The organism is Streptomyces sp. NPDC048392 (assembly GCF_043200575.1).
GTDB lineage: Bacteria > Actinomycetota > Actinomycetes > Streptomycetales > Streptomycetaceae > Streptomyces.
Map to the genome: position 1 here is coordinate 840,923 of NZ_JBICYB010000001.1, position 21,537 is coordinate 862,459.

Below are 21,537 nucleotides of genomic sequence, written 5' to 3' on the forward strand. Positions count from 1 at the left end.
GAGCGGGACCCACGCACGACGTACCAGAACGGAGAACTGTCATGGCCCAAGCCGCAGCCGTGGCGAAACCGCCCGCGCCACCCCGGCGGCGCCGTGCCTCGGCCACGCCGCGCAGGCTCCCGTACCTGCTGATCGGGCCGGCGGCCCTGCTGATGCTGGGCTTCATCGCCTACCCGGTCGTCAGCGTCTTCTACTACAGCCTGCAGGAGTACAACCCCACCAAGCCGTGGCGGAACGGCTTCGCGGGCTTCGACAACTTCGTCAAGATCTTCACCGAAGACCCGATGTTCTGGGACACCCTCGTCTTCAGCGCCAAATGGGTCTTCGTCGAGGTCGGGCTGCAGTTGCTCTTCGGTCTGGCGCTGGCGCTCATCGTCAACCAGACCTTCGTGGGCCGGGGCGTCGGGCGCGCCATGGTCTTCTCCCCGTGGGCCGTCTCCGGCGTGCTGACCTCCGCGATCTGGGTACTGCTCTACAACTCGCAGACCGGCATCACCCGTTACCTCGCCGACATGGGCATCGGCTCCTACGGCACCAGCTGGCTGTCGGACACCTCGACGGTGTTCTCCGCGGCGGTCGTCGCCGACCTGTGGCGCGGCGTGCCCTTCTTCGCGATCCTCATCCTCGCCGACCTCCAGTCCGTCTCGAAGGACCTGTACGAGGCGGCCGAGGTCGACGGGGCGAGCCGGATCAAGCAGTTCTGGCACATCACGCTGCCGCACCTGAAGGACGCCATCATCCTGTCCACGCTGCTGCGCGCGGTGTGGGAGTTCAACAACGTCGACCTGCTCTACACCCTGACCGGCGGCGGGCCCGCGGGCGAGACCACCACCCTGCCGCTCTACATCGCCAACACCAGCGTCGACGCACACGACTTCGGCTACGCGTCGGCCCTCACCACGGTCGCGTTCGTGATCCTGCTCTTCTGCTCGATCGTCTACCTGCGGCTGAGCAAGTTCGGAGGCGAGAACAAGTGATCACCAAGGAGGCCGCCCCGGCCGCCCCCGCCCCCGTGCGGGTCGCCCCCGCACCGCCGCGGCACAGCGGGAAGCGCCCGGCCTGGGACGAGGTGCCCCGCTGGCAGATCTATCTGCCGCTCGGGATCTACCTGGTCTTCACGCTGATCCCCTTCTACTGGATCCTGCTCTTCGCGCTCCGCCCGGCCGGCTCGACCTCGCTCGTGCCCTGGCCGATGACCACCGAGCACTTCGACAAGGTGTGGACCGACCGGTCCTTCGGCACCTTCTTCGAGAACAGCGTGTACGTCGGTTTCGCGACCCTGGTGATGACCACTCTCGTCGCCCTGGCCGGCGGCTACGCGCTCGCCCGGTTCGACTTCAGGATCAAGCGGGTCTTCATGCTCGGCCTGCTCTGCTCCCAGTTCGTGCCCGGGGCGCTGCTGCTCGTGCCGCTCTTCGAGATCTTCGCCGAACTCCAGATGATCAACTCGCTGGGCAGCGTCATCATCGCCGAGACGGTCTTCCAGCTGCCACTGTCGATCATCCTGATCAGCAACTTCATCAAGAACGTGCCGTACTCCCTGGAGGAGGCCGCCTGGGTCGACGGCTGCGGCCGGTTCCGGGCCTTCCGGGTCGTCGTGCTGCCGCTGCTGCGGCCGGGCCTGATCGCGGTGGGTTCCTTCGCCTTCGTGCACTCCTGGAACCACTTCCTGTTCGCCCTGATGTTCCTCAACAACCAGGAGAAGCAGACCATCCCGGTCGGCCTCAACACCCTGATGAGCGCGGACAGCGTCGACCTCGGCGCGCTCGCGGCCGGCGGCATCGTCGCCGCCGTCCCCGTCGTGATCGTCTTCGCCTTCATCCAGAAGTGGCTGATCACCGGCTTCAGCGCGGGGGCGGTGAAGGGATGAGCCGGGTTCCCGTCGTCCTCGCCGGCGCCCGCGGCCACGGCCGCTGGCACGTCGCCAACATCCGCCGTCTGGAGCGGGCCGGACTGGTCCGGCTGGCCGGCGTCTGCGAGCTGACCCCGCTGACCGAGCACGAGGCCGGCGGGGAACTCCCCGAGCAGTCAGCCGACCTCGGCGCCCTGCTCGACTCCACCGGCGCCCGGGTCGCCGTGATCTGCACGCCGATCCCCACGCACACCGACCTCGCGCTGACCGCAGCGCGGCGGGGCGTGCATCTGCTCCTGGAGAAGCCCCCGGCACCCTCGTACGCCGAGTTCCGGCGCATGGCCGACGGGGTCGCCGGGGCCGGTGTCGCCTGCCAGGTCGGGTTCCAGTCGCTGGGCTCGCACGCGGTCCCGGCCATCGGCGAGCTGGTCGCCGAGGGCGCGATCGGCGAGGTCACGGGCATCGGCGGGGCCGGGGCGTGGGTGCGGGACGAGGCCTACTTCCGCCGGGCACCCTGGTCGGGCAAGCGGCGGCTGAACGGCGCCGACGTGATCGACGGCGCGCTGACCAACCCCCTGGCGCACGCCGTCGCCACCGCCCTCGCCCTCGGCGGCAGCACCCGCGCCGAGGACGTCGCCGGCATCGAGACCGAGCTGAGCCACGCCAACGACATCGAGGCCGACGACACCTCCTGCGTCCGGGTCACCACCGCACGGGGTCACCGCGTCACCGTCGCCGCGACCCTGTGCGCCGAGCGGGCCGACGAGCCGTACGTCCTGGTGCACGGCAGTGGCGGCCGCATCACCTTCTGGTACAAACAGGACCGCGTCCTGCTCCAGCGCGGCGGCCACGGCCCCGAGGAGTACCAGTACGGCCGTACCGACCTGCTGGAGAACCTGGTCGATCACCTCTCCACCGGCGCCCCCCTGCTGGTGCCCCCGGACGAGACGGGCGCCTTCATGCGGGTCGTGGAGGCGATCCGCCGGGCCCCCGACCCGGAGCCGCTGCCCGAGGCCGCCTGGCGCCGCGTTCCCGAGGAGAACCGCCGTGTGGTCCCCGGCATCGGCGGACTGGTCGCCGCCGCCGCCGACACCCTCTCCCTGTACTCCGAACTGGGGGCGCCCTGGGCGCCGCGCACCGAGCACCCGCGATACGAGGTGAGCACCCGATGACCGGCAACGACTCCCCGGTGCTGCGCGTGGCGGGCCGCCCCGTCGCCCGCTACGTCACCCGGCCCGAGCTGCCGCCCCGGCTCTCCCCGCGCCCGTGCCTGCACCCCGTCACCACCCTGGCCGGCACGGCCGTGACCGAGTTCCGCCCTGCCGACCACCTCCATCACCTCGGCGTCGGTGTCGCCGTTCCCGACGTCGAGGGGCACAACTTCTGGGGCGGACGCACCTACGTCCGCGGCCGGGGGCCGACCGAGCTGGACAACCACGGCACCCAGCGGCACACCGCCTTCCAGCTCCGCGACCCCGACGGCTTCGTCGAGGAGCTGCGCTGGGTCGCGGCCGGCACCGAGCTGCTGCGCGAGCGCCGCACGGTGGCGGCCACCGAACTCACCGCCACCGCCTGGGCGCTGGACTTCACCTTCTCCCTCACCAACGTCACCCCCGCCCCCCTGACCATCGGCAGCCCCGCCACCAACGGACGCCCCGGCGCGGCGTACGGCGGCTTCTTCTGGCGCGCCCGCAAGGAAAGCACGGCCCCCGAGGTCTTCACCGCCGACCGCCACGGCGTGCCCGAGGTGCACGGCAGCCGCGCCGACTGGCTCGCCCTGACCGGGGACACCTGGTCCCTGGTGTTCGCCGGCGCCACCCAACGCACCCGGCGCGACCCGTGGTTCGCGCGCACCGAGGAGTACCCGGGGGTCGGCTCCTCACTGGCCCACGACGAGCGGGTGCCCGTCGCCCCCGGCGACACCCTGGTCCGCCGGATCGTCACCGTCGTCGCCGACGGCCGCCTGGACGCCGACGGCGCGGCCACCCTCGTACGCAAGGCGGTGAGCCCGTGACCCCCGAGAGCGCGCCGACGTACACGAACCCCGTCCTGAACGCCGACTGGTCCGACCCGGACGTCGTGCGCGTCGGCGACGACTTCTACCTGACCGCGTCCAGCTTCGGCCGCGTCCCGGGCCTGCCGCTCCTGCACTCCCGCGACCTGGTCAACTGGACCCTGGTCGGGCACGCCCTGAACCGTCTGGAGCCCGGGCGGGCCTTCGCGACGCCCCGCCACGACTGCGGGGTCTGGGCCCCGTCCCTGCGCCACCGCGCCGACCGCTTCTGGATCTTCTGGGGCGACCCGGACCAGGGCGTCTTCCAGGTCAACGCCCCCGAGATCAGGGGGCCGTGGACCGCGCCCCGGCTGGTGAAGGCGGGCAGGGGCCTCATCGACCCGTGCCCCCTGTGGGACGAGGAGACCGGCGAGGCGTACCTCGTGCACGCCTGGGCCGGGTCCCGCTCCGGGATCAGGAACCGCCTCACCGGCCACCGCATGCACCCCGACGGCACCGGACTCCTCGACGAGGGCGAGGTCATCGTCGACGGCGACCGCCTGCCCGGCTGGTTCACCCTGGAGGGTCCCAAGGCCTACCGGCACGACGGCTGGTTCTGGATCCTGGCACCCGCCGGGTCGGTCGGGACCGGCTGGCAGGGCGCCTTCCGCTCCCGCGGCTTCTTCGGACCGTACGAGGAGAGGGTCGTCCTCGAACAGAAGGACACCGACGTCAACGGCCCCCACCAGGGCGGCTGGGTGCGCACGGCGTCCGGCGAGGACTGGTTCCTGCACTTCCAGCAGCGCGGCGCCTACGGCAGGGTGGTCCACCTCCAGCCCATGCGCTGGGACCCGCAGGGGTGGCCGGTGCTCGGCGACGACGGCGCCCCGGTCGCCGAGCACCCGCGTCCCGCCCTGCCGCCCCAGCCGGCCGCCGCACCCGCGACCGACGACGACTTCCCCGGCGGACGCTACGGCCGCCAGTGGTCGTGGACGGCCAACCCCCGTGAGGGCTGGGCCACCCGGCACGGCGGGGACGGGCTGCGGCTGGCCTGCGTCCGCTCGGCCGACGCGCGGGACCTGCGCCTGCAGCCGAGCGTCCTCACCCAGCGCCTGCCCGGCGACCCCTCGGTGATCGAGGTCGAGCTGCGGCTGGACAGCGAGGAACCGGGCGCGCGGGCCGGGCTCGCGGTGCTCGGCGACGCCTACCGCTGGATCGGGCTCCAGCGGGACGCGGACGGGACGGTGCACCTGGTGCACCGGTTCGCCGAGTCGGCCGCCGAGGCCGAGCGGGACGCCGACCGCCCCCGCTCCGCACCCGGAGGCCGGGCCCGCCTCCGGATCGAGACCGTGCCCGGGGCACGCTGCCGTTTCTCCTTCGACCTCGGCGACGACCTCGGCGACGGCCCGCACCCCACCGGCCGGGAGTTCGCCGCGACGCCCTGGCGCTGGGTCGGCGCGCTACTCGGCCTGTTCGCACTCGCGCCCGCCGGCCAGGGCCACGCCGGCGTGGCCACCTTCAGCCGGTTCCGCATCGGGCGCCGGTGACCCGCACCACCCGTCGACCCCCCACGTGTCCGGCATGTTCACCGCTCAGTCCCACCGCACCGTTGGATCCAGAAGAAGAGAGCCGACCAATGAAGATCAGCATTCTCAGCAGCAGAGGCACACGCAGGCGCCGGACTTCCGCCGCCGTCGCCCTGGGGGCCGTGCTCGCCCTGGCCGCCACCGCCTGCGGCGACGACGGCAGCGGGTCGGGCGGCGACAAGGGCGCCGAGGGCAGCGGCAAGGGGAAGATCGTCTTCTGGGACAACAACGGCGGTATCCGGACGGCCGTCTGGAAGGAGATCATCGCCGACTTCGAGAAGGCGAACCCGGACATCGACGTGGAGTACGTCGGGATCGCCGCCACCGAGTACCAGTCCAAGGTCGACACCGCCATCCAGGGCGGCGGCCTGCCGGACGTCGGCGGCGTCGGCGCGGCCATGCTGGCCGGCTTCTCGGCCCAGAAGGCCCTGGAGCCGCTGGACGACCGGCTCACCGGGTCCTCTCTGAGCGGGCAGCTCAACAAGGACATGGTCGAGTCCCTCAAGGCCGCGGGCGGCGGCGACGGCACCCTGTACTCGGTGCCGACCTCCGCCAACAACGGCGTCCTCTACTACCGCACCGACCTGTTCGAGAAGGCCGGGCTCGAGGCGCCGACGACCTGGGACCGGTTCTACACGGCCGCCGAGAAGCTGACCGACGCCGACGAGAACGAGTTCGGCTACACCATCCGCGGCGGCTCCGGCTCCATCGCCCAGGCGCTCGACGCGATGTACGGGCAGTCCGGCATCACCTCGTTCTGGGACGCCGGCAAGAAGAAGACCACCCTCAACGACCCGAGGAACGTCGAGGCGCTGGAGAAGTACGCGGCCCTCTACAAGAAGGCCACGCCGGCCGCCGACGTCAACAACGACTTCGCCAAGATGGTCGCCCAGTGGGACTCCGGCACCATCGGCATGCTCAACCACAACCTGGGCTCCTACCAGGACCACGTGAAGGCGCTCGGAGCCGACAAGTTCCGCGGCATCCCGCAGCCGGTCGGCGCCGCGGGCAAGCGCGTCCAGGTGTCCAACCCGGTCGACGGGCTCGGCATGTTCAAGAGCTCCAAGAACAAGGAGGCCGCCTGGAAGTTCATCGAGTTCGCCACCTCGAAGGAGCAGAACTCGAAGTTCAACGAGTCGGCCGGGCAGGTGCCGTCCAACACCGAGGCCGCGAAGGACGCGTGGATCCAGCAGGCCGAGCCGACGAAGCTGGCGGCCGAGGCGCTGAACGACGGGTCCACGACCATCGTCCAGCTGCCGTACTACCTGCCGGACTGGAACACCATCTCCAAGGCGGACAACGAGCCGAACTTCCAGAAGGTGCTGCTCGGGAAGATGAGCGCGAAGGCGTTCCTGGACACGGTGGCCGAGCAGCTGAACGAGGCGCAGGCCGAGTGGACGGAGCAGATGGGTTAGTCGTCCCTGATCCCGCCGTGGGCGGTCCGGGGTTCGTTCGTCGTCCCGCCGTGGGTGGTCCGGGGTTCGCCGCGGACCGCGGGCCGCCCGCGGTCACTGCTCGCGCCCACGCGACGCAGTCGCGCATCGAAGCGGCCCGCGCCCCTGAGGAACTGTCCGTCCCCTTCCCGAAAGGCACACCGGAGTGTCACTCAGCCGAAGACAAGTCACCGCAGCCGCCGTCTCCTCCCTCCCTCTGGCGTTCGCTGCCGCCGGTACCGCCCGTGCCGGCGGACGCCACTCCCGCACCCTCTTCATCGCCGGTGATTCCACCGCCGCGCAGAAGTACGCCGACGCCGCGCCCGAGACCGGCTGGGGGATGGCATTGCCCTTCTTCCTCCGCAAGGACCTGAGCGTCGACCAACCACGCCGTGAACGGAAGGAGTTCGAAGAGCTTCGTCGACGAAGGGCGGCTGGACGCCGTGCTCGGCGCGATCCGCCCCGGCGACTTCCTGCTCATCCAGTTCGCGCACAACGACGAGAAGGACGAGGACCCCACCCGTCACACCGAGCCCTGGACGACCTACCAGGACCACCTGCGGCTGTACGTCGACGGCGCGCGGGCCCGCGGGGCGCGGCCGGTGCTGGCCACGCCCGTCGAGCGGCGGCGGTTCGACGCGGGCGGTACCGCGCAGCCGAGCCACGGGGAGTACCCGGCGGCGATGCGGGCGCTCGCCCGTCAGCAGGGCGTGGCGCTGCTCGACATCCAGGCACTGTCGCTCGCGCTGTGGCAGCGGCTCGGCGTGGACGGGACCAAGGCGTACTTCAACTGGACCGCCACCGAGCAGGACAACACCCACTTCAACCCGCCGGGCGCGATCGCGGTCGCCCGGCTCGTCGCCCGGGAGCTGCTGCGCGGGCGGGTGCTGGCGCACCGGGACGTGCGCCGGCTGGACGAGGAGATCCCCGAGTCCTGGATCCGCTGGCCCGCGCCTGCCACCGCGTAGCACCCCGTTCGCCTCACATCGCACAGCCCGAACCCGAAGGAGAGCCGCACCATGAACGCACGGAAATGGCATGCGCATGCCACCAAACTCGCCACGAAGAGAGCGGCCGCGCTGTGCGGCTGCACCGCCCTCGTACTGAGCCTGACGGCCGCCACGGCACAGGCCCGCCCCGGCCACCACCAGCACCGCGACACCGCCCGGCAGACGCTGCCCGCGAACGACGGCTGGGCCGCCGAGGGCGCCGGCACCACCGGCGGGGCCGCCGCCGACGCGGCGCACGTGTACACCGTCACCGACTGGGCCGGGTTCCGGGCCGCCCTCGCCGCCGAGGGCACCGCGCCCAGGATCATCAAGGTCAAGGGCACCGTCGACGCGGTCTCGGAGGGCTGCGACGCCTTCGCCGCGCCCGGCTACGACTTCGACGCCTACCTGGAGAAGTACTCCCCGCAGAACTGGGGCAGGGAGACCGACCTGAGCGCCGAGCCGGACGACAGCCCCGAGGGCCTGCGCCGCGCCTCCGCCGCTCAGCAGAGCCGGTCCGTCAAGGCGAACGTCCCCGCCGACACCACCATCATCGGCGTCGGCCGCGGCGCCGCTCTCAAGGGCGCCAGCCTCCAGATCAAGGGCGTGGACAACGTCATCGTCCGCAACCTGACCTTCGAGAGCCCCGTGGACTGCTTCCCGCAGTGGGACCCCACGGACGGCGACAAGGGCAACTGGAACTCCGAGTACGACAGCGCCGTCGTCTACGGGTCGACGCACGTCTGGCTCGACCACAACACCTTCACCGACGGCGAGCACCCCGACAGCGCGGCGCCCACCCACTTCGGCATGCTCTACCAGCAGCACGACGGCCAGCTGGACATCGTGAAGGGCGCCGACCACGTCACCGCCTCCTGGAACGTCTTCACCGAGCACGACAAGACGATCCTGATCGGCAACAGCGACAGCGAGTCCACCGCCGCCGTCGACCGCGGCCACCTGAAGGTGACCTTCCACCACAACCTGTTCAGGAACCTGGTCGAGCGCGCGCCCCGCGTCCGCTTCGGCCAGGTCGACGTCTACAACAACCACTTCGTGGCCTCGGACGACTACGCCTACAGTTTCGGCGTCGGCAAGGAGTCCGCCCTCGTCGCCGAGCACAACGCCTTCACCCTGCCGGTCGGCGTCAGCCCGGCGAAGGTGCTGAAGCGCTGGAACGACTCGCCGCTCACCGCCGCGCACAACCGGGTCAACGGCCGCACCGTCGACCTGATCGCGGTGCACAACGCCCAGATCCCGGACGAGACCCTCCGCTCCGGCGCCGGCTGGACACCCACCCTGCGCACCAAGGTCCTCCCGGCGTGGGCGGTCCCCGTCGTCGTCGACCACGGCGCGGGCGCCGGCCGCCTGCGCTGACGTCCGTCCCCGCGTACCGGGCCGGGGCGCCCGCACCGCCCCGGCCCTCCGGCCCATCCCGAAGGAGCACCCGCATGCCCCGACCCGCCCAGTCCCGCAGAGGATTCCTCCTGACGACCGCCGGCGCGGGCACCGCCCTCGGCCTCGCGGCCGCCCCCGCCGTCGCCGGTGCCCGGCCGCACCCGCGCCCGTGCCCCTTCGGCCGGTACGGCTCACCGGCCGCCCGCCGCACCCCGAAGACCCTGTACGTCGACCCGCACGGGCGCGGCGACTTCACCTCCGTACAGGCCGCCGTCACCGCCGCCGGGGGCGACGGCTGGACGCTGGTCCTGGCCCCCGGCACCTACCGCGAGACGGTCTCCGTCGACACCGGGCGCACCGGGGCGACCTGGATCGGCGCCTCCGGGGACCCGCGCGACGTCGTCATCGTGTACGACAACGCGGCCGGTACCCCCAGGCCGGACGGCTCCGGTACCTACGGCACCAGCGGGTCGGCCACCACCACCGTGCGCGCCGACGGCTTCACCGCTCGCGGGATCACCTTCGCCAACGACTGGCTGCGCGCCGACCAGCCCGGCTGGACCGGCACCCAGGCGGTCGCCCTCAAGGTCATGGGCGACCGTTCCGCCTTCCACGCCTGCCGCTTCCTCGGCCACCAGGACACCCTCTACGCGGACACCCGTGACCGCGGCCTCTTCGCCCGTCAGTACTTCGAGCGCTGCTACGTCGAGGGCGACGTCGACTTCGTCTTCGGCCGGGCGACCGCGGTGTACGACGGCTGCCACTTCCGCACCCTGGTCCGCCCCGACCTCGACACCGCCCCGTACGGCTTCGTGTTCGCGCCGTCCACGGCGGGGGCCAACCCGCGCGGCTACCTGGTGACCCGCGGCCGCGTCACCAGCGAGGCCCCCGACGGCTACTACAAGCTGGCCCGCCCCTGGGTGCCCAGCTCCGACACCACCGCCCGCCCGATGCTCACCGTGCGCGAGACGCGCCTCGGCGCGGGCATCGACGCGGTGGCGCCGTACGCCGACATGCGGGACGCGTACCCCTGGCAGGAGCAGCGGTTCGCCGAGTACCGCAACACCGGCCCCGGCGCCGCGGTCACCGTCCCGGAGAACCGGCCCCGGCTCACCCGCGCCGAGGCCGCGGCGCACACCCGGGAGGTGTATCTCGGCGACTGGCGGCCGTACGACCGCCGGCACTGACCGACGCGCCGTCAACGGTCCGCCGGCAAGGCACTTGACCGGCTTGGCGCGACTACCGCCAGGTAAGGGGCGCGGATCCGGCCACGGGTCTCGCGCTCCCCCCGGATGACACGCGTAGAGACCTGTGTCACGCATGAACCACCGTGCTTCGCGACCGTCACCGCCGCCGGTGCCGTCTCGTACGGCACGGGCGCCGCCACCGCCGGCCAGTCGACGGCCGACTCCACCCACGAGCCGTACGACATCGGGGTGCCGGCCCAGGAGGGGGCCGGACCGGAGCGCTCAGCCGCGGGCGGTGAAGCCGCCGCGCACCGAGAGCCGTTCGGACGCCGCGGTGGCCGTCGCCGTGTAGCGGTCGCCGCGGGCGTCCCGGCCACCGCGTTCGTGGTTGTACTGGCCGGCGAACATCCACTCGCCCGCCGGGACCGTACGCCCCCGCTCGAGCGTCCACCGGTAGACCAGGAAACCGTCCCGCTCGTCGACCGTGAGGCCGAAGTCGTCCTCCGGCAGCGACCGCCAGGCTCCGGTGGAGGTCACCGAGCCGGTCTGGGCCACCCGCAGTTCGACGGTGAGGGAGGTCAGGGGAGCGCTCGTCTTCAGGGCGATGACGCTCCGCGCCCAGAAGTCGTTGCCGTGCGGGTCCACCGAGCCGTCCGACCACGGCGGGCCGTCCGACCACGGCGGGCCGTCCGACCACGGCGGGCCGTCCGACCACGGCGGGCCGTCCGACCACGGCGGGCCGTCCGACCACGGCGGCCGGGACTCCAGGGGGCCGGTCGGGGCGGCGACCGGGCGCCGTGCGGAGGCGTCGTCCCGCACCGCCGAGGTGACCGCGTGGCCGCCGACCGCAAGGACGCCCGCCACCGCCGCGGCGGCACCCGCCACGCGCAGCCGGCCCAGCGGCGGCGCCCCGGCCGGCCGGCGCCGGCCGGGGCGGTCGCGGACCGCCATGCCGCGTTCGACCCGGGTCAGGATCCCGGCCCGGTCGGGCTCGTACGCCGCGGCCGCCTCGTGCAGCCGTGCGCGCAGCTCCCCGTCCACGTCCCGCCGCCCGGTCATCGGTTCCCTCCCGCGGCCCCACGGCTGCGCGCGATCACCGCGCGCACCTGCCGGGGGGCCGCCCGGGGGCCCAGCAAGCGCTGGAGTTCGGCCACCCCCTTCGACGTCTGGCTCTTCACCGTACCCACCGAGACGCCCAGGGCGAGCGCCGTGTCCCTCTCGGAGAGGTCGAACGCGTGCCGCAGCACCACACACGCGCGCTTGCGGAACGGCAGCCGGCGCAGCGCCCCCTGCACGTCCACCACGCCCGCGACGTCGGGGTTCTCCGTCCGCTCCGCGCGCTGCGACCAGAACAGGGCGACGCGTCTGCGCTCGCGCACCGCGCTCCGGACGCGGGTGCGGGCCAGATTGGCGACGACGCCGCGCGCGTACGCCGCCGGATGGTCGGCCGCGCGGACCCGGTCCCAGCGGTGCCACAGGGCCAGCAGGGCGTCCGCCGCGAGGTCGTCGGCGGCGTCCGGCTCGCCCGTCAGCAGCAGGGCGAGCCGGGCCAGTTCGGCGTGGTGGCGCTCGAAGAAGGCGTGGAACTCCGCGGCGGCGTCGTCGACGTCTGTCCCCACGGGCGGACTCTCCTCGCAGCGGCTTCCCGGGCGTCGGACACCGTACGGCAGACCGAACCCGCGGGGGAGGGTCAGCTCCTGAGCGCGGCCTCCATCATCGCCTTGGCCACCGGGGCCGCCAGGCCGTTGCCGCTGACCTCGCTGCGGGCCGCGTCGGACTGCTCGACGACGACGGCCACGGCGACCTCCTTGTCCGAGGAGCCGGACTTGGCGTACGAGGTGAACCAGGCGTACGGCGTCTCGCTGTTGTTCTCGCCGTGCTGGGCCGTGCCCGTCTTGCCGCCCACGGTCGCGCCGGAGATCCGCGCGTTCGACCCGGTGCCGTCCTCGACGACGGTCCGCATCGCCGACTGGAGCTGCTCGGCGGTGGAGGAGCTGACGATCCGCCTCGCGTCCGCGTCGGTGTGGTCCTCCAGGACCTCGCCGCCGCCGTCGGTGACCTGCGACACCATGTGCGGGGAGACCAGTTCGCCGCCGTTGGCCAGGGCCGCGGAGACCATCGCCATCTGCAGCGGGGTCGCCGTCACGTCGAACTGGCCGATGCCCGTCAGGGCCGTCGACGACCGGTTCATGTCCTTCGGGTAGACGCTGGTGTGGGCCCGTACCGGCACGTCCTGCGTCTCGTCGTTGAAGCCGAACTTCTCGGCCATGGCGCGCAGGTCGTCCTGCGCGAGGTCGACGGCCATCTTCGCGAAGACGTTGTTGCACGAGTACCGCAGCGCGGTGCGGATCGTGGCGTTCTCGCACGGGGCGTTCGGGTTCTCGTTGGTCAGGTCCGTCGTGGTGCCCGGCAGGGTGTACGGGTCCGGACTGTCGGTCCTCTCGTCCACCGACCCGTACAGCCCGTTCTCCAGCGCGGCGGCCGCCACGACCAGCTTGAACGTCGAGCCCGGCGGCAGCGGCCGGCGCAGCGCGCGGTTGGTCAGCGGCTTGTCCGGGTCGCTGGTGAGCCTCTTCCAGGCCTCACCGGCGGTGTTGGCGTCGGTCAGCGACTCCGGGTCGTAGGAGGGGGTGGAGACGACCGAGAGGATTCTGCCCGTCTTCGGGTCGATGGCGACGGCGGCGCCCTTCGTGTCGCCCAGCGCCTCGAACCCGGCCTTCTGCACGTCCGGGTCGATCGTCGTCACCACGTTGCCCGGCTCGGCCCGCGTGCCGGTGATCGTGTCCATCACGGTCCTCAGCCGCGGGTCGGTGCCGTTGAGCACGTCCTGGTATATGCCCTCCAGCTGCGTCGGCGCGTACGCCTGCGAGGCGTAGCCCGTCACCGCCGCGTACAGCTTCCCGTTTTCGTACGTGCGCCGGTACGCGAGGTCACCCCCCTCCGTCGGCGCCGAGCCGGTGATCGACCGGCCGGCCACGATGATGTTCCCGAGCGGCTCTGCGTACGTCTCTATCGCGTTGCGCCGGTTTTCCTTGCCGTCCGCGAGCGCCTGGCTCTCGTAGAACTGCACCCAGGTCGCCCTGATCAGCAGAGCGAACACCAGGAGCAGCGTGAAGACCGAGGCGCGCCTGATCGTCTTGTTCATCCCGGTGACAGGACGAACGGGCGGGAGGGCATCGTTCCCATGTGCCCCGTTTTCTCATCTTTCTCATCGTCGGTCCCCGACCCCTCCCCTCCTGGAGGTCCCGGAGGAGGGGGTCCACGAAACGACACCGATGAAGCGGGCGCGGCCGGGCCCCGCGGCAGGGGCGGCCGGGAAGGCGCCGTCGGCGGGCGTCTGCGTCGTGGCTCCACGCTCCCGCGCCCACACCCCCCGGACGTGTCCCGCACCGCGACATCCGCCCTCCGCGGCACGGCGGAGGGCGGGGGGCGGGTCATTCCGCGAGGTGCAGGACGACCTCGTCGATCTCCTCGCCCCGGGCCGTCGCGAACCCCCGGGCCCACGGGCCGGTCTCGAAGCCGCACTTCTCCAGCACGCGCCGCGACCCCGTGTTGTCGGCCGCCGCGCGCGCGTACAGCGGGCGGTCCCTCACCTCGGCGAGCAGCGCCCGCAGCGCGGCCGTGGCCACGCCCCGCCCCCAGTACGCCCGGTCGACCCAGTACGTCACCTCGCGCTGGCCCGGATCCCCGTACACCGCCGTGCTGCCGACGACGTCACCGTCGCCCAGGATGGTGCGTACGACGTCGCGGGAGGCGCGGATCTTCCTCCAGTGGGTCGCGAACGCGTCCCAGTCGGAGGGGTCCTCGGGGGTGAAGGCCGCCATGCGCAGGGCCTCCGGATCGTTCATCTGCCGGAAGAAGACGGGCAGATCGCTGTCGTGAACCTCGCGCAGTGCGATGTGCATGCGTCAGAGCCTACGTGTGGCCAGCGTCAGCCGGTCCCGCGCGTCGAACAGCGCGTCCTTCACCGTCTGCTCGTGCGCGGGCGTCAGCCGGGCCACCGGCACCGAGCAGCTGATCGCGTCCCGCGCGGGGTCGCGGTAGGGCACCGCCACGCCGAAGCAGCGCAGTCCCAGCGTGTTCTCCTCGCGGTCCACGGCGAAGCCCCGCTCGCGCACCAGGTGCAGTTCCCCGATGAGCTTCTCCCGGTCGGTGATGGTGTGCTCGGTGAGCGCCGGGAGTGTCTCCGGCAGCATCTTGCGCACCTGTTCGTCGGTGTACGTGCTCAGCAGCGCCTTGCCCAGCGACGTCGAGTGGGCGGGCAGCCGGCGGCCGACCCGGGTGAACGGCCGCAGGTAGTGCTGCGACTGCCGGGTGGCCAGGTAGACGACGTTCGTGCCGTCGAGCCGCGCGAGGTGGATGGTCTCCGTCGTGTCGTCGGAGAGCCGGTCCAGCGTCGGCCGGGCCGCCGCGACCACCTCGTCACCGTCGATGTACGAGGTGCCGACCAGCAGCGCCCGTACGCCGATGCCGTACCGCGTGCCCGTGGCGTCCGTCTCCACCCAGCCGAGCTCCACGAGCGTGCGCAGCAGCATGTAGAGGCTGGACTTGGGGTAACCGACGGCCTCCTGGACCGACGCGAGGGAGTGCATACCGGGGCGTCCGGCGAAGTACTCGAGCAGCTCAACCGTCCGTACCGCGGACTTGACCTGCGCTCCGCCCCCCGTCTCGACAGCCGACATCGCCCTTGACCCCTTCGTTCGACGGGAAATAGTCTCGAACAGCATATTCATCAGCAGAGACAGCGTTCAGTATATCGAACGAGTTCTTGGTAGAGCACGTGGAGGGACCCGCGGTGGCAGCAGCACCAGTCTGGAGTGTCGACCCCCGTACCGGGAAGCAGCGTGAACAGGTCGCGGTGGAAGCCACGGCCGGGGAGGTGGACGCCGCCGTCCGCGCCGCGCACGCCGCCCGGGAGGCCCTCGCCGACCGCACCGTCCGCGCGGCCTTCCTGCGCGGCGCGGCCGACGAGCTGAAGGCGGCCGAGGGCACCCTCGTCGAGGTCGCCGACGCGGAGACCGCGCTCGGGCCGGTCCGGCTCACCGGTGAACTCGCCCGCACCTGCTACCAGCTGCGGGCCTTCGCCGACATCGTCGACGAGGGCGAGTTCCTCGGCGTGGTCGTCAACCACCCCGACGACGCGGCCACCCCGCCCATCCCGGACCTGCGCCGCTACAAGGTGCCCCTCGGCGTCGTCGCCGTCTACTCGGCCTCCAACTTCCCCTTCGCCTTCTCCGTTCCCGGCGGCGACACCGCCAGCGCGCTCGCGGCCGGCTGTCCGGTCGTCGTCAAGGCGCACCCCGACCACCCGGCGCTGTCCGAGCTGGTCGCCAGGGTGCTGCGCCGGGCCGCGGCCCGCCACGGCGTCCCGGACGGGGTCCTCGGCCTGGTGCACGGCTTCGAGGCGGGCGTCGAGCTGATCAAGCACCCGCTGGTCGCCGCGGCGGGCTTCACGGGGTCCGTCCGCGGTGGCCGCGCCCTGTTCGACGCGGCGGCGGCGCGTCCGGTGCCGATCCCCTTCCACGGCGAGCTGGGCTCGCTGAACCCGGTCGTCGTCACCGAGGCGGCGGTCGCCGAGCGGGCGGAAGCCATCGGCGCGGGGCTGGCCGGTTCGATGACCCTCGGCGTGGGCCAGTTCTGCGTCAAGCCCGGCCTGGTCCTGGTGCCGGCGGGCGCCGCCGGTGACGGCCTGGTCAAGTCCCTCACGGAAGCGGTCAGCGACACCGCCGCCGGTGTGCTCCTCGACCACCGCATGCGGGACAACTTCGTCGCCGGTGTCGCCGAGCGCGCCGCGCTGCCCGACGTGGACTCCCCGGTGACGCCGGGCGCGGGCGGCGAGCACACCGTCAGCCCGGGGTTCCTCACCGTGCCGGCCGCGCGGCTGGCCGCCGGGGGCGAGCACGACCTGCTCCTGGAGGAGTGCTTCGGGCCGGTCACCGTGGTGGCCCGTTACGAGGACGACGCCGAGGTCCGGCGGGTGCTGTCCCGGCTGCCGGGCAACCTCACGGCGACCGTGCAGCTCTCCGCCGAGGAGGCGGCCGGGCGGGGGCGCGGTGCGGAGATCCTCGCAGAGCTGACACCGCTGGCGGGGCGGGTGCTGGTCAACGGCTGGCCGACGGGGGTCGCGGTCGCCGCGGCTCAGCAGCACGGGGGGCCGTACCCGGCGACCACTTCGACGTCCACGTCGGTGGGGGGTACGGCTGTCGAGCGGTGGCTGCGCCCCGTGGCCTATCAGGGGACGCCCGAGGCGTTGCTGCCGCCGGAGCTGCGGGACGACAATCCGCTCGGGCTGCCGCGGCGGTTCAACGGTGTTCTCGAGCGGTAGCGCCGTGGATCGCCCGGCTGTGCGCGGACTGCTGCGCGGTCGTTGCCGGTCGCGCGGTTCCCCGCGCGGCTGGGCGTCCGCACCCGGCAAGGGAGAATCGGTACATGGACACTGAACTTCCCGAACTGCCGTTTCCCCTCCGTCCCTACGGGCCCGACGGCGACTGGGCCTATGCAAACGGTGTGCTCACCGGGACGGCCGGGCCCCGGCAGGACCGGTTCGTGCCGCCCACCGGGGAAGCGCTGGAGCCCGTGTCCGACGCGCCGCGGCTGCTGGGGGCGCCCGACGGGGACTTCCAGCTGATCGCCCGTGTCTCCGTCGGGTACAACGCCGCCTTCGACGCCGGGGTGCTCTACGTCCACGCCGGGGAGCGGGCCTGGGCCAAGCTGTGTCTGGAGTACTCGCCGGACGTGCCCACCGTCTGCACGGTGGTCACCCGGGGGCACTCCGACGACTGCAACTCCTTCACGGTGGAGGGACGTTCCGTCTGGCTCCGGGTCAGCCGGGGCGGACGGGCCTTCGCCTTCCACGCCTCCACCGACGGTGAGCACTGGACCTTCGTCCGGCTGTTCACCCTGGGCGACGAGAAGGAGACCGGCGCGGCCCTGGTCGGCTTCCTGGCCCAGGCGCCGACGGGGGAGGGCTGCACGGTGACGTACGACCGCCTGGAGTTCCGGCCGACCTGGCCGGCGGACCTGCGGGACGGCAGCTGACGGGGGAACGGGACCGGCTGCTTGAATGTTCACGTACGGGGCGGAGAGCGCCTCCGCAGCCGTACGACCTGGAGAAGAGCCGAGACATGCGCGTCGAGATCTGGACCGACATCGCCTGCCCTTGGACCAACAGAGCCATAGGTTAGCGCGCCCGGTCTGACCTGCATAGATGCACGCGAAGAGGCCCCGCCCATGCGCCACGGGGGAAGCGCACAAGCGGGGCCGTCAATGGGGTACAGCCGGTCAGCCAGGGGACCGCACCGAGGCCGTCTGAGAACGCAGGTCCGCGAGACGACGCTGATACAGCGGGCCGACAGCGTGCGCGCCCCTGGCCTCACTCGGGGTGGCCTGCTCGATCAGGTGATGGGACACCGCCCGAAGGTGCGCGGCCCAAGCGATCACGTGCTGTTGCGCGGTCCGCCCGCACTGCTGCGGTTCACCAGGGAGACACAGCGGGAGTTCCGGCCCGAGCTTGTTGGCGGCGTGCCGGACGTACCGAGCGATGGTCAGCCATTCGTCCTCGGTCCGCCGAATGGCATTGCCTTGCTCCTCCCACCCCCACGGGCCGAAGTCGTCCCCGTGATCGTCCATATGCGTGCTCCCTCATGATCAGCGGATTGGGCCGGTGCGGCGATCGTAGCGGCGCTCTCCGCCTCCCTGGGGTCACAGTGTCCGACCGAGGGAACACACGGACCGCATGGGCCACAAAGCGGCAAGAACTGAGGCGGCGTGCACGACTGGACCCCATCCCCGTGAACCGCTGCGATATCGGCCGCAACGTCGGTCATCTGCGCCCCGCCCCAGATATCCGAGATCGGCGTTTCCAGCACGTTGCCGAGAGTCAGGAATCGACCGAGGACGCACGGCCACACGTCGCCGGTTGGACCGATGGCGCATTTCTCGTGGGCGCAGTGCCCGCACAGATCAGCGATGGTCGGCGCGGCCCCCTGACTCGCTCTCCCGAATGCGCGGGTCCGGTCTCCGCCGACCGTACCGACACCGAGCGCCGTAAGGTCCTGCGCTGCTTCCCGCACGCGCTGTCCGTCCCGCACGGCGACTACTCCGCCCCGCAGCGGGATACCGAGCGAGAGCGCCTTTTGCACGTTGGCGCGTGTCTTCTTGTGCGCCCCTCGGAGTTGAGTCACCGCGTCGTGTTCCTCGGCGCTGTCCGAGTAGTACGACGTGGCGAGCTTGACGCCGAACTCTCGGAATGCGTCCCACAGTTCCGGGCGGATGTGGGTCATGTTCGAGAACACCTCGATACTGAGACCCCGGCCGTGAGCGTGCTCGATCAGCGCGGGCAGGCTCGGGTAGAGCGTCGGCTCTCCCTCGATGAACTGGACATCCACGGTGCCCATGTCGGCAAGCTGGTCAATCACGTTCAACCAGTCCCGTACGGTCATGGTTCCGTGCGTTCCCTTGGGCCCGCTGTCGGCGTAGCAGTGATCACAGAACTCGTTGCAGAGTCCCGTGACCTCCAGCCACGCGAATAAGAGACGGTTTCCGGCAGCGCTCATTGTGCGTCTCCTTACACCTGGATCTCTGAGGGACCCGCCCCCGGTGACTCGACCGTCCATTGAGGAATCACCGGGAGCGGGCGTTGAACCCATCCCCTTTCGGGCCTGTGCAATCAGCACGGGGGAGCTGTGCGGCACCGAAAGGGGACGGGAGATTAGAGGCGGCCGGTAGCGGCCAGCGTGGGAATCGCCGTGACCAGAACGGCGACCGTGAAGACGAATACGGACCAGCCGAACCGGCGTACGTACTTCACGCGCTGTCCAGCGGCACGCAGTTGGGGCAGTCATCGGGGTGGAACGGCGACGGCGGATGTGTCGGCCCCGGCAGGTAGACCACGCCGCTACGCGTGTCCAGCGCTCCGCCGTACTGGTCCCACCAACCGGCCGGAGAGTCCGCGTACGGGCTTCCGGGGCCGCCTATGAGGCTCACCAGCTTCGGGGGCGGGAGAGGCCGCGTGCGACGCTGCTGTGCCCTTACGGTGGCCGTCACCGCTTGCCCCGCCGCTTGGTCCCCTCCGGGTCGGCGCAATCGATGTGCCGGTAGATCGTGACGGGGGTGCCGGACTGCCGCTCGATCTCACCGCGTCGGCAACGCTCAAGGGTCTTGATCGGCTTCATACAGGCCGGGCACGTCTCACCCGAGGGGGCGAACGTTGTGTACTCCCACTGTCGTGCGTCGGTGTCTTCCGTGGTCGCGCTCGCCATGGTTCGCCGTCCCATCAAGTCCGCTGGTGCTGCTTGGTGTTGGCCTAGGTAAGCGGGGTCAGACGGCAGGGACCACAGCAGAAAGGCCGCACTCCTGCCGCACTCTGGCCTCACTGGATACGCTGACCAGGGCAGACGGGCATTTCCCGAGAGGAGACCGGCCACGATGACCAGCAGGCGGCGGAGGTTGGCGGAGCGCCGGAAAGCGTGCGGGTACAACCAAGAGGAATTCGCGGAAGCGGTCGGCGTCGATCGCTCAACAGTCCAGCGCTGGGAGAGCGGAAAGACTGACCCGCAACCCTGGCAGCGACCGAAGATTGCAAAGGCGCTGTCGCTCACCTCGGCGGAACTTGACGCGCTGCTAGTCCCGGACGCGTATGCTCCGCCGCGATCCCGCACCGCGTGGCTTTCTGACGCATCGTCAGGTAGTGACGACGAATTCGATGCACTCGAATTGGCGCGGCGAGTATCCGCTAGCGATGTAGGCAAGGAAACGCTCAGTCGCCTAGAGCATGCTTTCGATGAACTGGCAATGAAATACCCGGTGTCGCCGCCGCAAGACTTGCTCGAAAGGGTAAGGAAGCATTCCGCTTATGTGTCCCACCTCATGGACGCGCGCATGACCCTTGCGGAACAGCGCCGCCTTTACGTGGTCGGCGGATGGTTCCAACTCTTGGGGGCCACGCTGCATATCGACCTGAACCAGGAACATGCGGCGACGGCTCGTTTGCAGACAGCGGCCACCCTTGCGCAGCACGCAGACCACCGTGAAATCGAAGCGTGGTGTTACGAGACTGACGCTTGGCGAGTGCTCACCGATGGCGACTACGCACGCGCACTAGACCTATCCCGAATTGCACAGGAATTGGCACCGGCCGGAACCTCGGCTGCAATCCAGGCGACAGCGCAAGAAGGGAGGGCGAGAGCGCGACTTGGGGAAGGGCCAGAAACGTACAGAGTGATTGAGCGAGTGCAACGCATGTCGGGCGCAATGGTTCCCCGCAAGGGCACCGAGCATCACTACCAGTACGATCCCGGTAAGGCGCTGGCCTACACGGCAACGACATTGGCATGGGTGGGAGATCCCGCAGCGGAGGACTACGCGCGACAGGTAATCGCGCGGCTAGCTCCCTCTGATGATGTGGAAAAATGGCCGCGCCGGGTGGCGTCCGCGAACATTGATTTGGCGCTGGCACTGCTCGGCGGAGACCGGCTAGATGAGGCGTGCAACGCAGCGCAGCGGGCCATACTGTCCGGCCGCATTGTCCCGTCGAATCACTGGCGTGCGCTGGAAGTCGTCAAGGCCGTTGAGCGGCGACAGCTCCCCGAGGCGTCAGACCTGCGCGAGGCATACCAGGGGTTGAAAGCACTCCCGAGCGGAAGCTAAAGAGCCGGAGCGTCTACGATTCGCAGGGCCCGAAAATCCCTGGTACCGCTGGCCGAGAGACACCATTACACCCCGCGCCGGCCGGGATACCCGCCTTTATTTCGAAGGTGCCCCGGAAACGCAAGAAACCCCCGACGGTCCGAGCCCACAGCGGGAACGGTCCATCGGGGGTGAGGGCACACCGGAACGTTCCGGGGTGGCCTACCAAATGCCTGCCAGCGTGAAGGGGTCGGGCCCCTCGCAGTCGAGACAGCACGGAGAGCGGTAGTCCGGTGCGTCAAGGTCGATACGGAAACGGCGCACGCTAAGTAGCCTGCCGCACTCTCGACAGTGCCGAGAGGGGGGATCGTTCTTTAGCCCCGGGTATTCAGCGGAATTAAGGGATCTGACGCCCCGATAGCAGAAAGGTGCCGTTGACCTGCGAGGATGCGAGTGTCTAGATCGTATCCGCT

Annotated in this window: 18 protein-coding genes and 1 pseudogene; 12 read left to right on the forward strand and 7 right to left on the reverse strand. The window is 71.2% G+C overall.

All coding sequences use genetic code 11. The features are described 5' to 3' along the window. The first annotated feature begins 41 nt into the window (after positions 1 to 41). The 9 genes and pseudogenes from ACGFYH_RS03685 (at position 42) to ACGFYH_RS03725 (ending at position 10,438) form a co-directional block, all read left to right on the forward strand. On the forward strand, positions 42 to 977 hold the full coding sequence (locus tag ACGFYH_RS03685; RefSeq protein WP_393801476.1) for a carbohydrate ABC transporter permease: 936 nt from the start codon (positions 42 to 44) through the stop codon (positions 975 to 977). Continuing rightward, positions 974 to 1,870 carry a carbohydrate ABC transporter permease gene (locus ACGFYH_RS03690; protein ID WP_393801477.1) on the forward strand — a complete coding sequence of 299 codons (897 nt, stop codon included), beginning with the start codon at positions 974 to 976 and terminating at the stop codon, positions 1,868 to 1,870. The genes ACGFYH_RS03685 and ACGFYH_RS03690 overlap by 4 nt, the downstream gene beginning before the upstream one ends. Continuing rightward, the gene (locus ACGFYH_RS03695) at positions 1,867 to 3,024 is read left to right on the forward strand and encodes a Gfo/Idh/MocA family protein (protein WP_393801478.1); all 1,158 of its coding nucleotides are present in this window, start codon (positions 1,867 to 1,869) and stop codon (positions 3,022 to 3,024) included. Before ACGFYH_RS03690 ends, ACGFYH_RS03695 begins: the two co-directional genes overlap by 4 nt. Then, on the forward strand, positions 3,021 to 3,866 hold the full coding sequence (locus tag ACGFYH_RS03700; protein WP_393801479.1) for a PmoA family protein: 846 nt from the start codon (positions 3,021 to 3,023) through the stop codon (positions 3,864 to 3,866). The genes ACGFYH_RS03695 and ACGFYH_RS03700 overlap by 4 nt, the downstream gene beginning before the upstream one ends. Continuing rightward, positions 3,863 to 5,392, forward strand: coding sequence for a family 43 glycosylhydrolase (locus tag ACGFYH_RS03705; protein WP_393801480.1), 1,530 nt, complete (start codon positions 3,863 to 3,865; stop codon positions 5,390 to 5,392). The genes ACGFYH_RS03700 and ACGFYH_RS03705 overlap by 4 nt, the downstream gene beginning before the upstream one ends. A gap of 89 nt (positions 5,393 to 5,481) precedes the next feature. Continuing rightward, positions 5,482 to 6,846: an ABC transporter substrate-binding protein gene (locus ACGFYH_RS03710; protein ID WP_393801481.1), complete on the forward strand. Its 1,365-nt coding sequence runs from the start codon at positions 5,482 to 5,484 to the stop codon at positions 6,844 to 6,846. 184 nt (positions 6,847 to 7,030) lie between these two features. Next, a pseudogene (locus ACGFYH_RS03715) lies at positions 7,031 to 7,832 on the forward strand (rhamnogalacturonan acetylesterase). 51 nt (positions 7,833 to 7,883) lie between these two features. Beyond that, positions 7,884 to 9,230 (forward strand): polysaccharide lyase family 1 protein, encoded by a 1,347-nt coding sequence (locus tag ACGFYH_RS03720; protein WP_393801482.1) that lies wholly within the window; start codon positions 7,884 to 7,886, stop codon positions 9,228 to 9,230. Positions 9,231 to 9,304: 74 nt separating this feature from the next. Next, positions 9,305 to 10,438 carry a pectinesterase family protein gene (locus ACGFYH_RS03725; RefSeq protein ID WP_393801483.1) on the forward strand — a complete coding sequence of 378 codons (1,134 nt, stop codon included), beginning with the start codon at positions 9,305 to 9,307 and terminating at the stop codon, positions 10,436 to 10,438. A gap of 282 nt (positions 10,439 to 10,720) precedes the next feature. On the opposite strand, the gene ACGFYH_RS03730 is transcribed toward ACGFYH_RS03725, so the two are convergent. The 5 genes from ACGFYH_RS03730 to ACGFYH_RS03750 all read right to left on the reverse strand — a co-directional run bounded on the left by ACGFYH_RS03730 (position 10,721) and on the right by ACGFYH_RS03750 (position 15,120). Further along, positions 10,721 to 11,497, reverse strand: coding sequence for a hypothetical protein (locus ACGFYH_RS03730; RefSeq protein WP_393801484.1), 777 nt, complete (start codon positions 11,495 to 11,497; stop codon positions 10,721 to 10,723). Then, the gene (locus ACGFYH_RS03735; RefSeq protein ID WP_393801485.1) at positions 11,494 to 12,057 is read right to left on the reverse strand and encodes a SigE family RNA polymerase sigma factor; all 564 of its coding nucleotides are present in this window, start codon (positions 12,055 to 12,057) and stop codon (positions 11,494 to 11,496) included. Before ACGFYH_RS03735 ends, ACGFYH_RS03730 begins: the two co-directional genes overlap by 4 nt. Before the next feature lie 71 nt (positions 12,058 to 12,128). Further along, on the reverse strand, positions 12,129 to 13,583 hold the full coding sequence (locus tag ACGFYH_RS03740) for a peptidoglycan D,D-transpeptidase FtsI family protein (RefSeq protein WP_393801486.1): 1,455 nt from the start codon (positions 13,581 to 13,583) through the stop codon (positions 12,129 to 12,131). Positions 13,584 to 13,872: 289 nt separating this feature from the next. Then, positions 13,873 to 14,343, reverse strand: coding sequence for a GNAT family N-acetyltransferase (locus ACGFYH_RS03745; RefSeq protein WP_393801487.1), 471 nt, complete (start codon positions 14,341 to 14,343; stop codon positions 13,873 to 13,875). 3 nt (positions 14,344 to 14,346) lie between these two features. After that, entirely contained in the window at positions 14,347 to 15,120 is a 774-nt protein-coding gene (locus ACGFYH_RS03750; protein WP_393801488.1) for an IclR family transcriptional regulator, read from the reverse strand. A gap of 113 nt (positions 15,121 to 15,233) precedes the next feature. Between ACGFYH_RS03750 and ACGFYH_RS03755 the strand changes: the two genes are divergently transcribed. After that, positions 15,234 to 16,763: an aldehyde dehydrogenase (NADP(+)) gene (locus tag ACGFYH_RS03755; protein WP_393801489.1), complete on the forward strand. Its 1,530-nt coding sequence runs from the start codon at positions 15,234 to 15,236 to the stop codon at positions 16,761 to 16,763. Positions 16,764 to 16,867: 104 nt separating this feature from the next. Further along, positions 16,868 to 17,476 (forward strand): DUF1349 domain-containing protein, encoded by a 609-nt coding sequence (locus ACGFYH_RS03760; protein WP_393801490.1) that lies wholly within the window; start codon positions 16,868 to 16,870, stop codon positions 17,474 to 17,476. A gap of 506 nt (positions 17,477 to 17,982) precedes the next feature. Here ACGFYH_RS03760 and ACGFYH_RS03765 read toward each other — a convergent pair. Together ACGFYH_RS03765 and ACGFYH_RS03770 are read right to left on the reverse strand one after the other, a co-directional pair. Beyond that, positions 17,983 to 18,993: a radical SAM protein gene (locus tag ACGFYH_RS03765; protein ID WP_393801491.1), complete on the reverse strand. Its 1,011-nt coding sequence runs from the start codon at positions 18,991 to 18,993 to the stop codon at positions 17,983 to 17,985. Between the two features lie 486 nt (positions 18,994 to 19,479). Beyond that, positions 19,480 to 19,611 (reverse strand): hypothetical protein, encoded by a 132-nt coding sequence (locus tag ACGFYH_RS03770; protein ID WP_393801492.1) that lies wholly within the window; start codon positions 19,609 to 19,611, stop codon positions 19,480 to 19,482. A 253-nt stretch (positions 19,612 to 19,864) separates the two neighbouring features. On the opposite strand from ACGFYH_RS03770, the gene ACGFYH_RS03775 reads away from it, so the two are divergent. Next, positions 19,865 to 21,085, forward strand: a complete 1,221-nt coding sequence (locus ACGFYH_RS03775) for a helix-turn-helix transcriptional regulator (protein ID WP_393801493.1) — start codon at positions 19,865 to 19,867, stop codon at positions 21,083 to 21,085. Positions 21,086 to 21,537 lie beyond the last annotated feature (452 nt).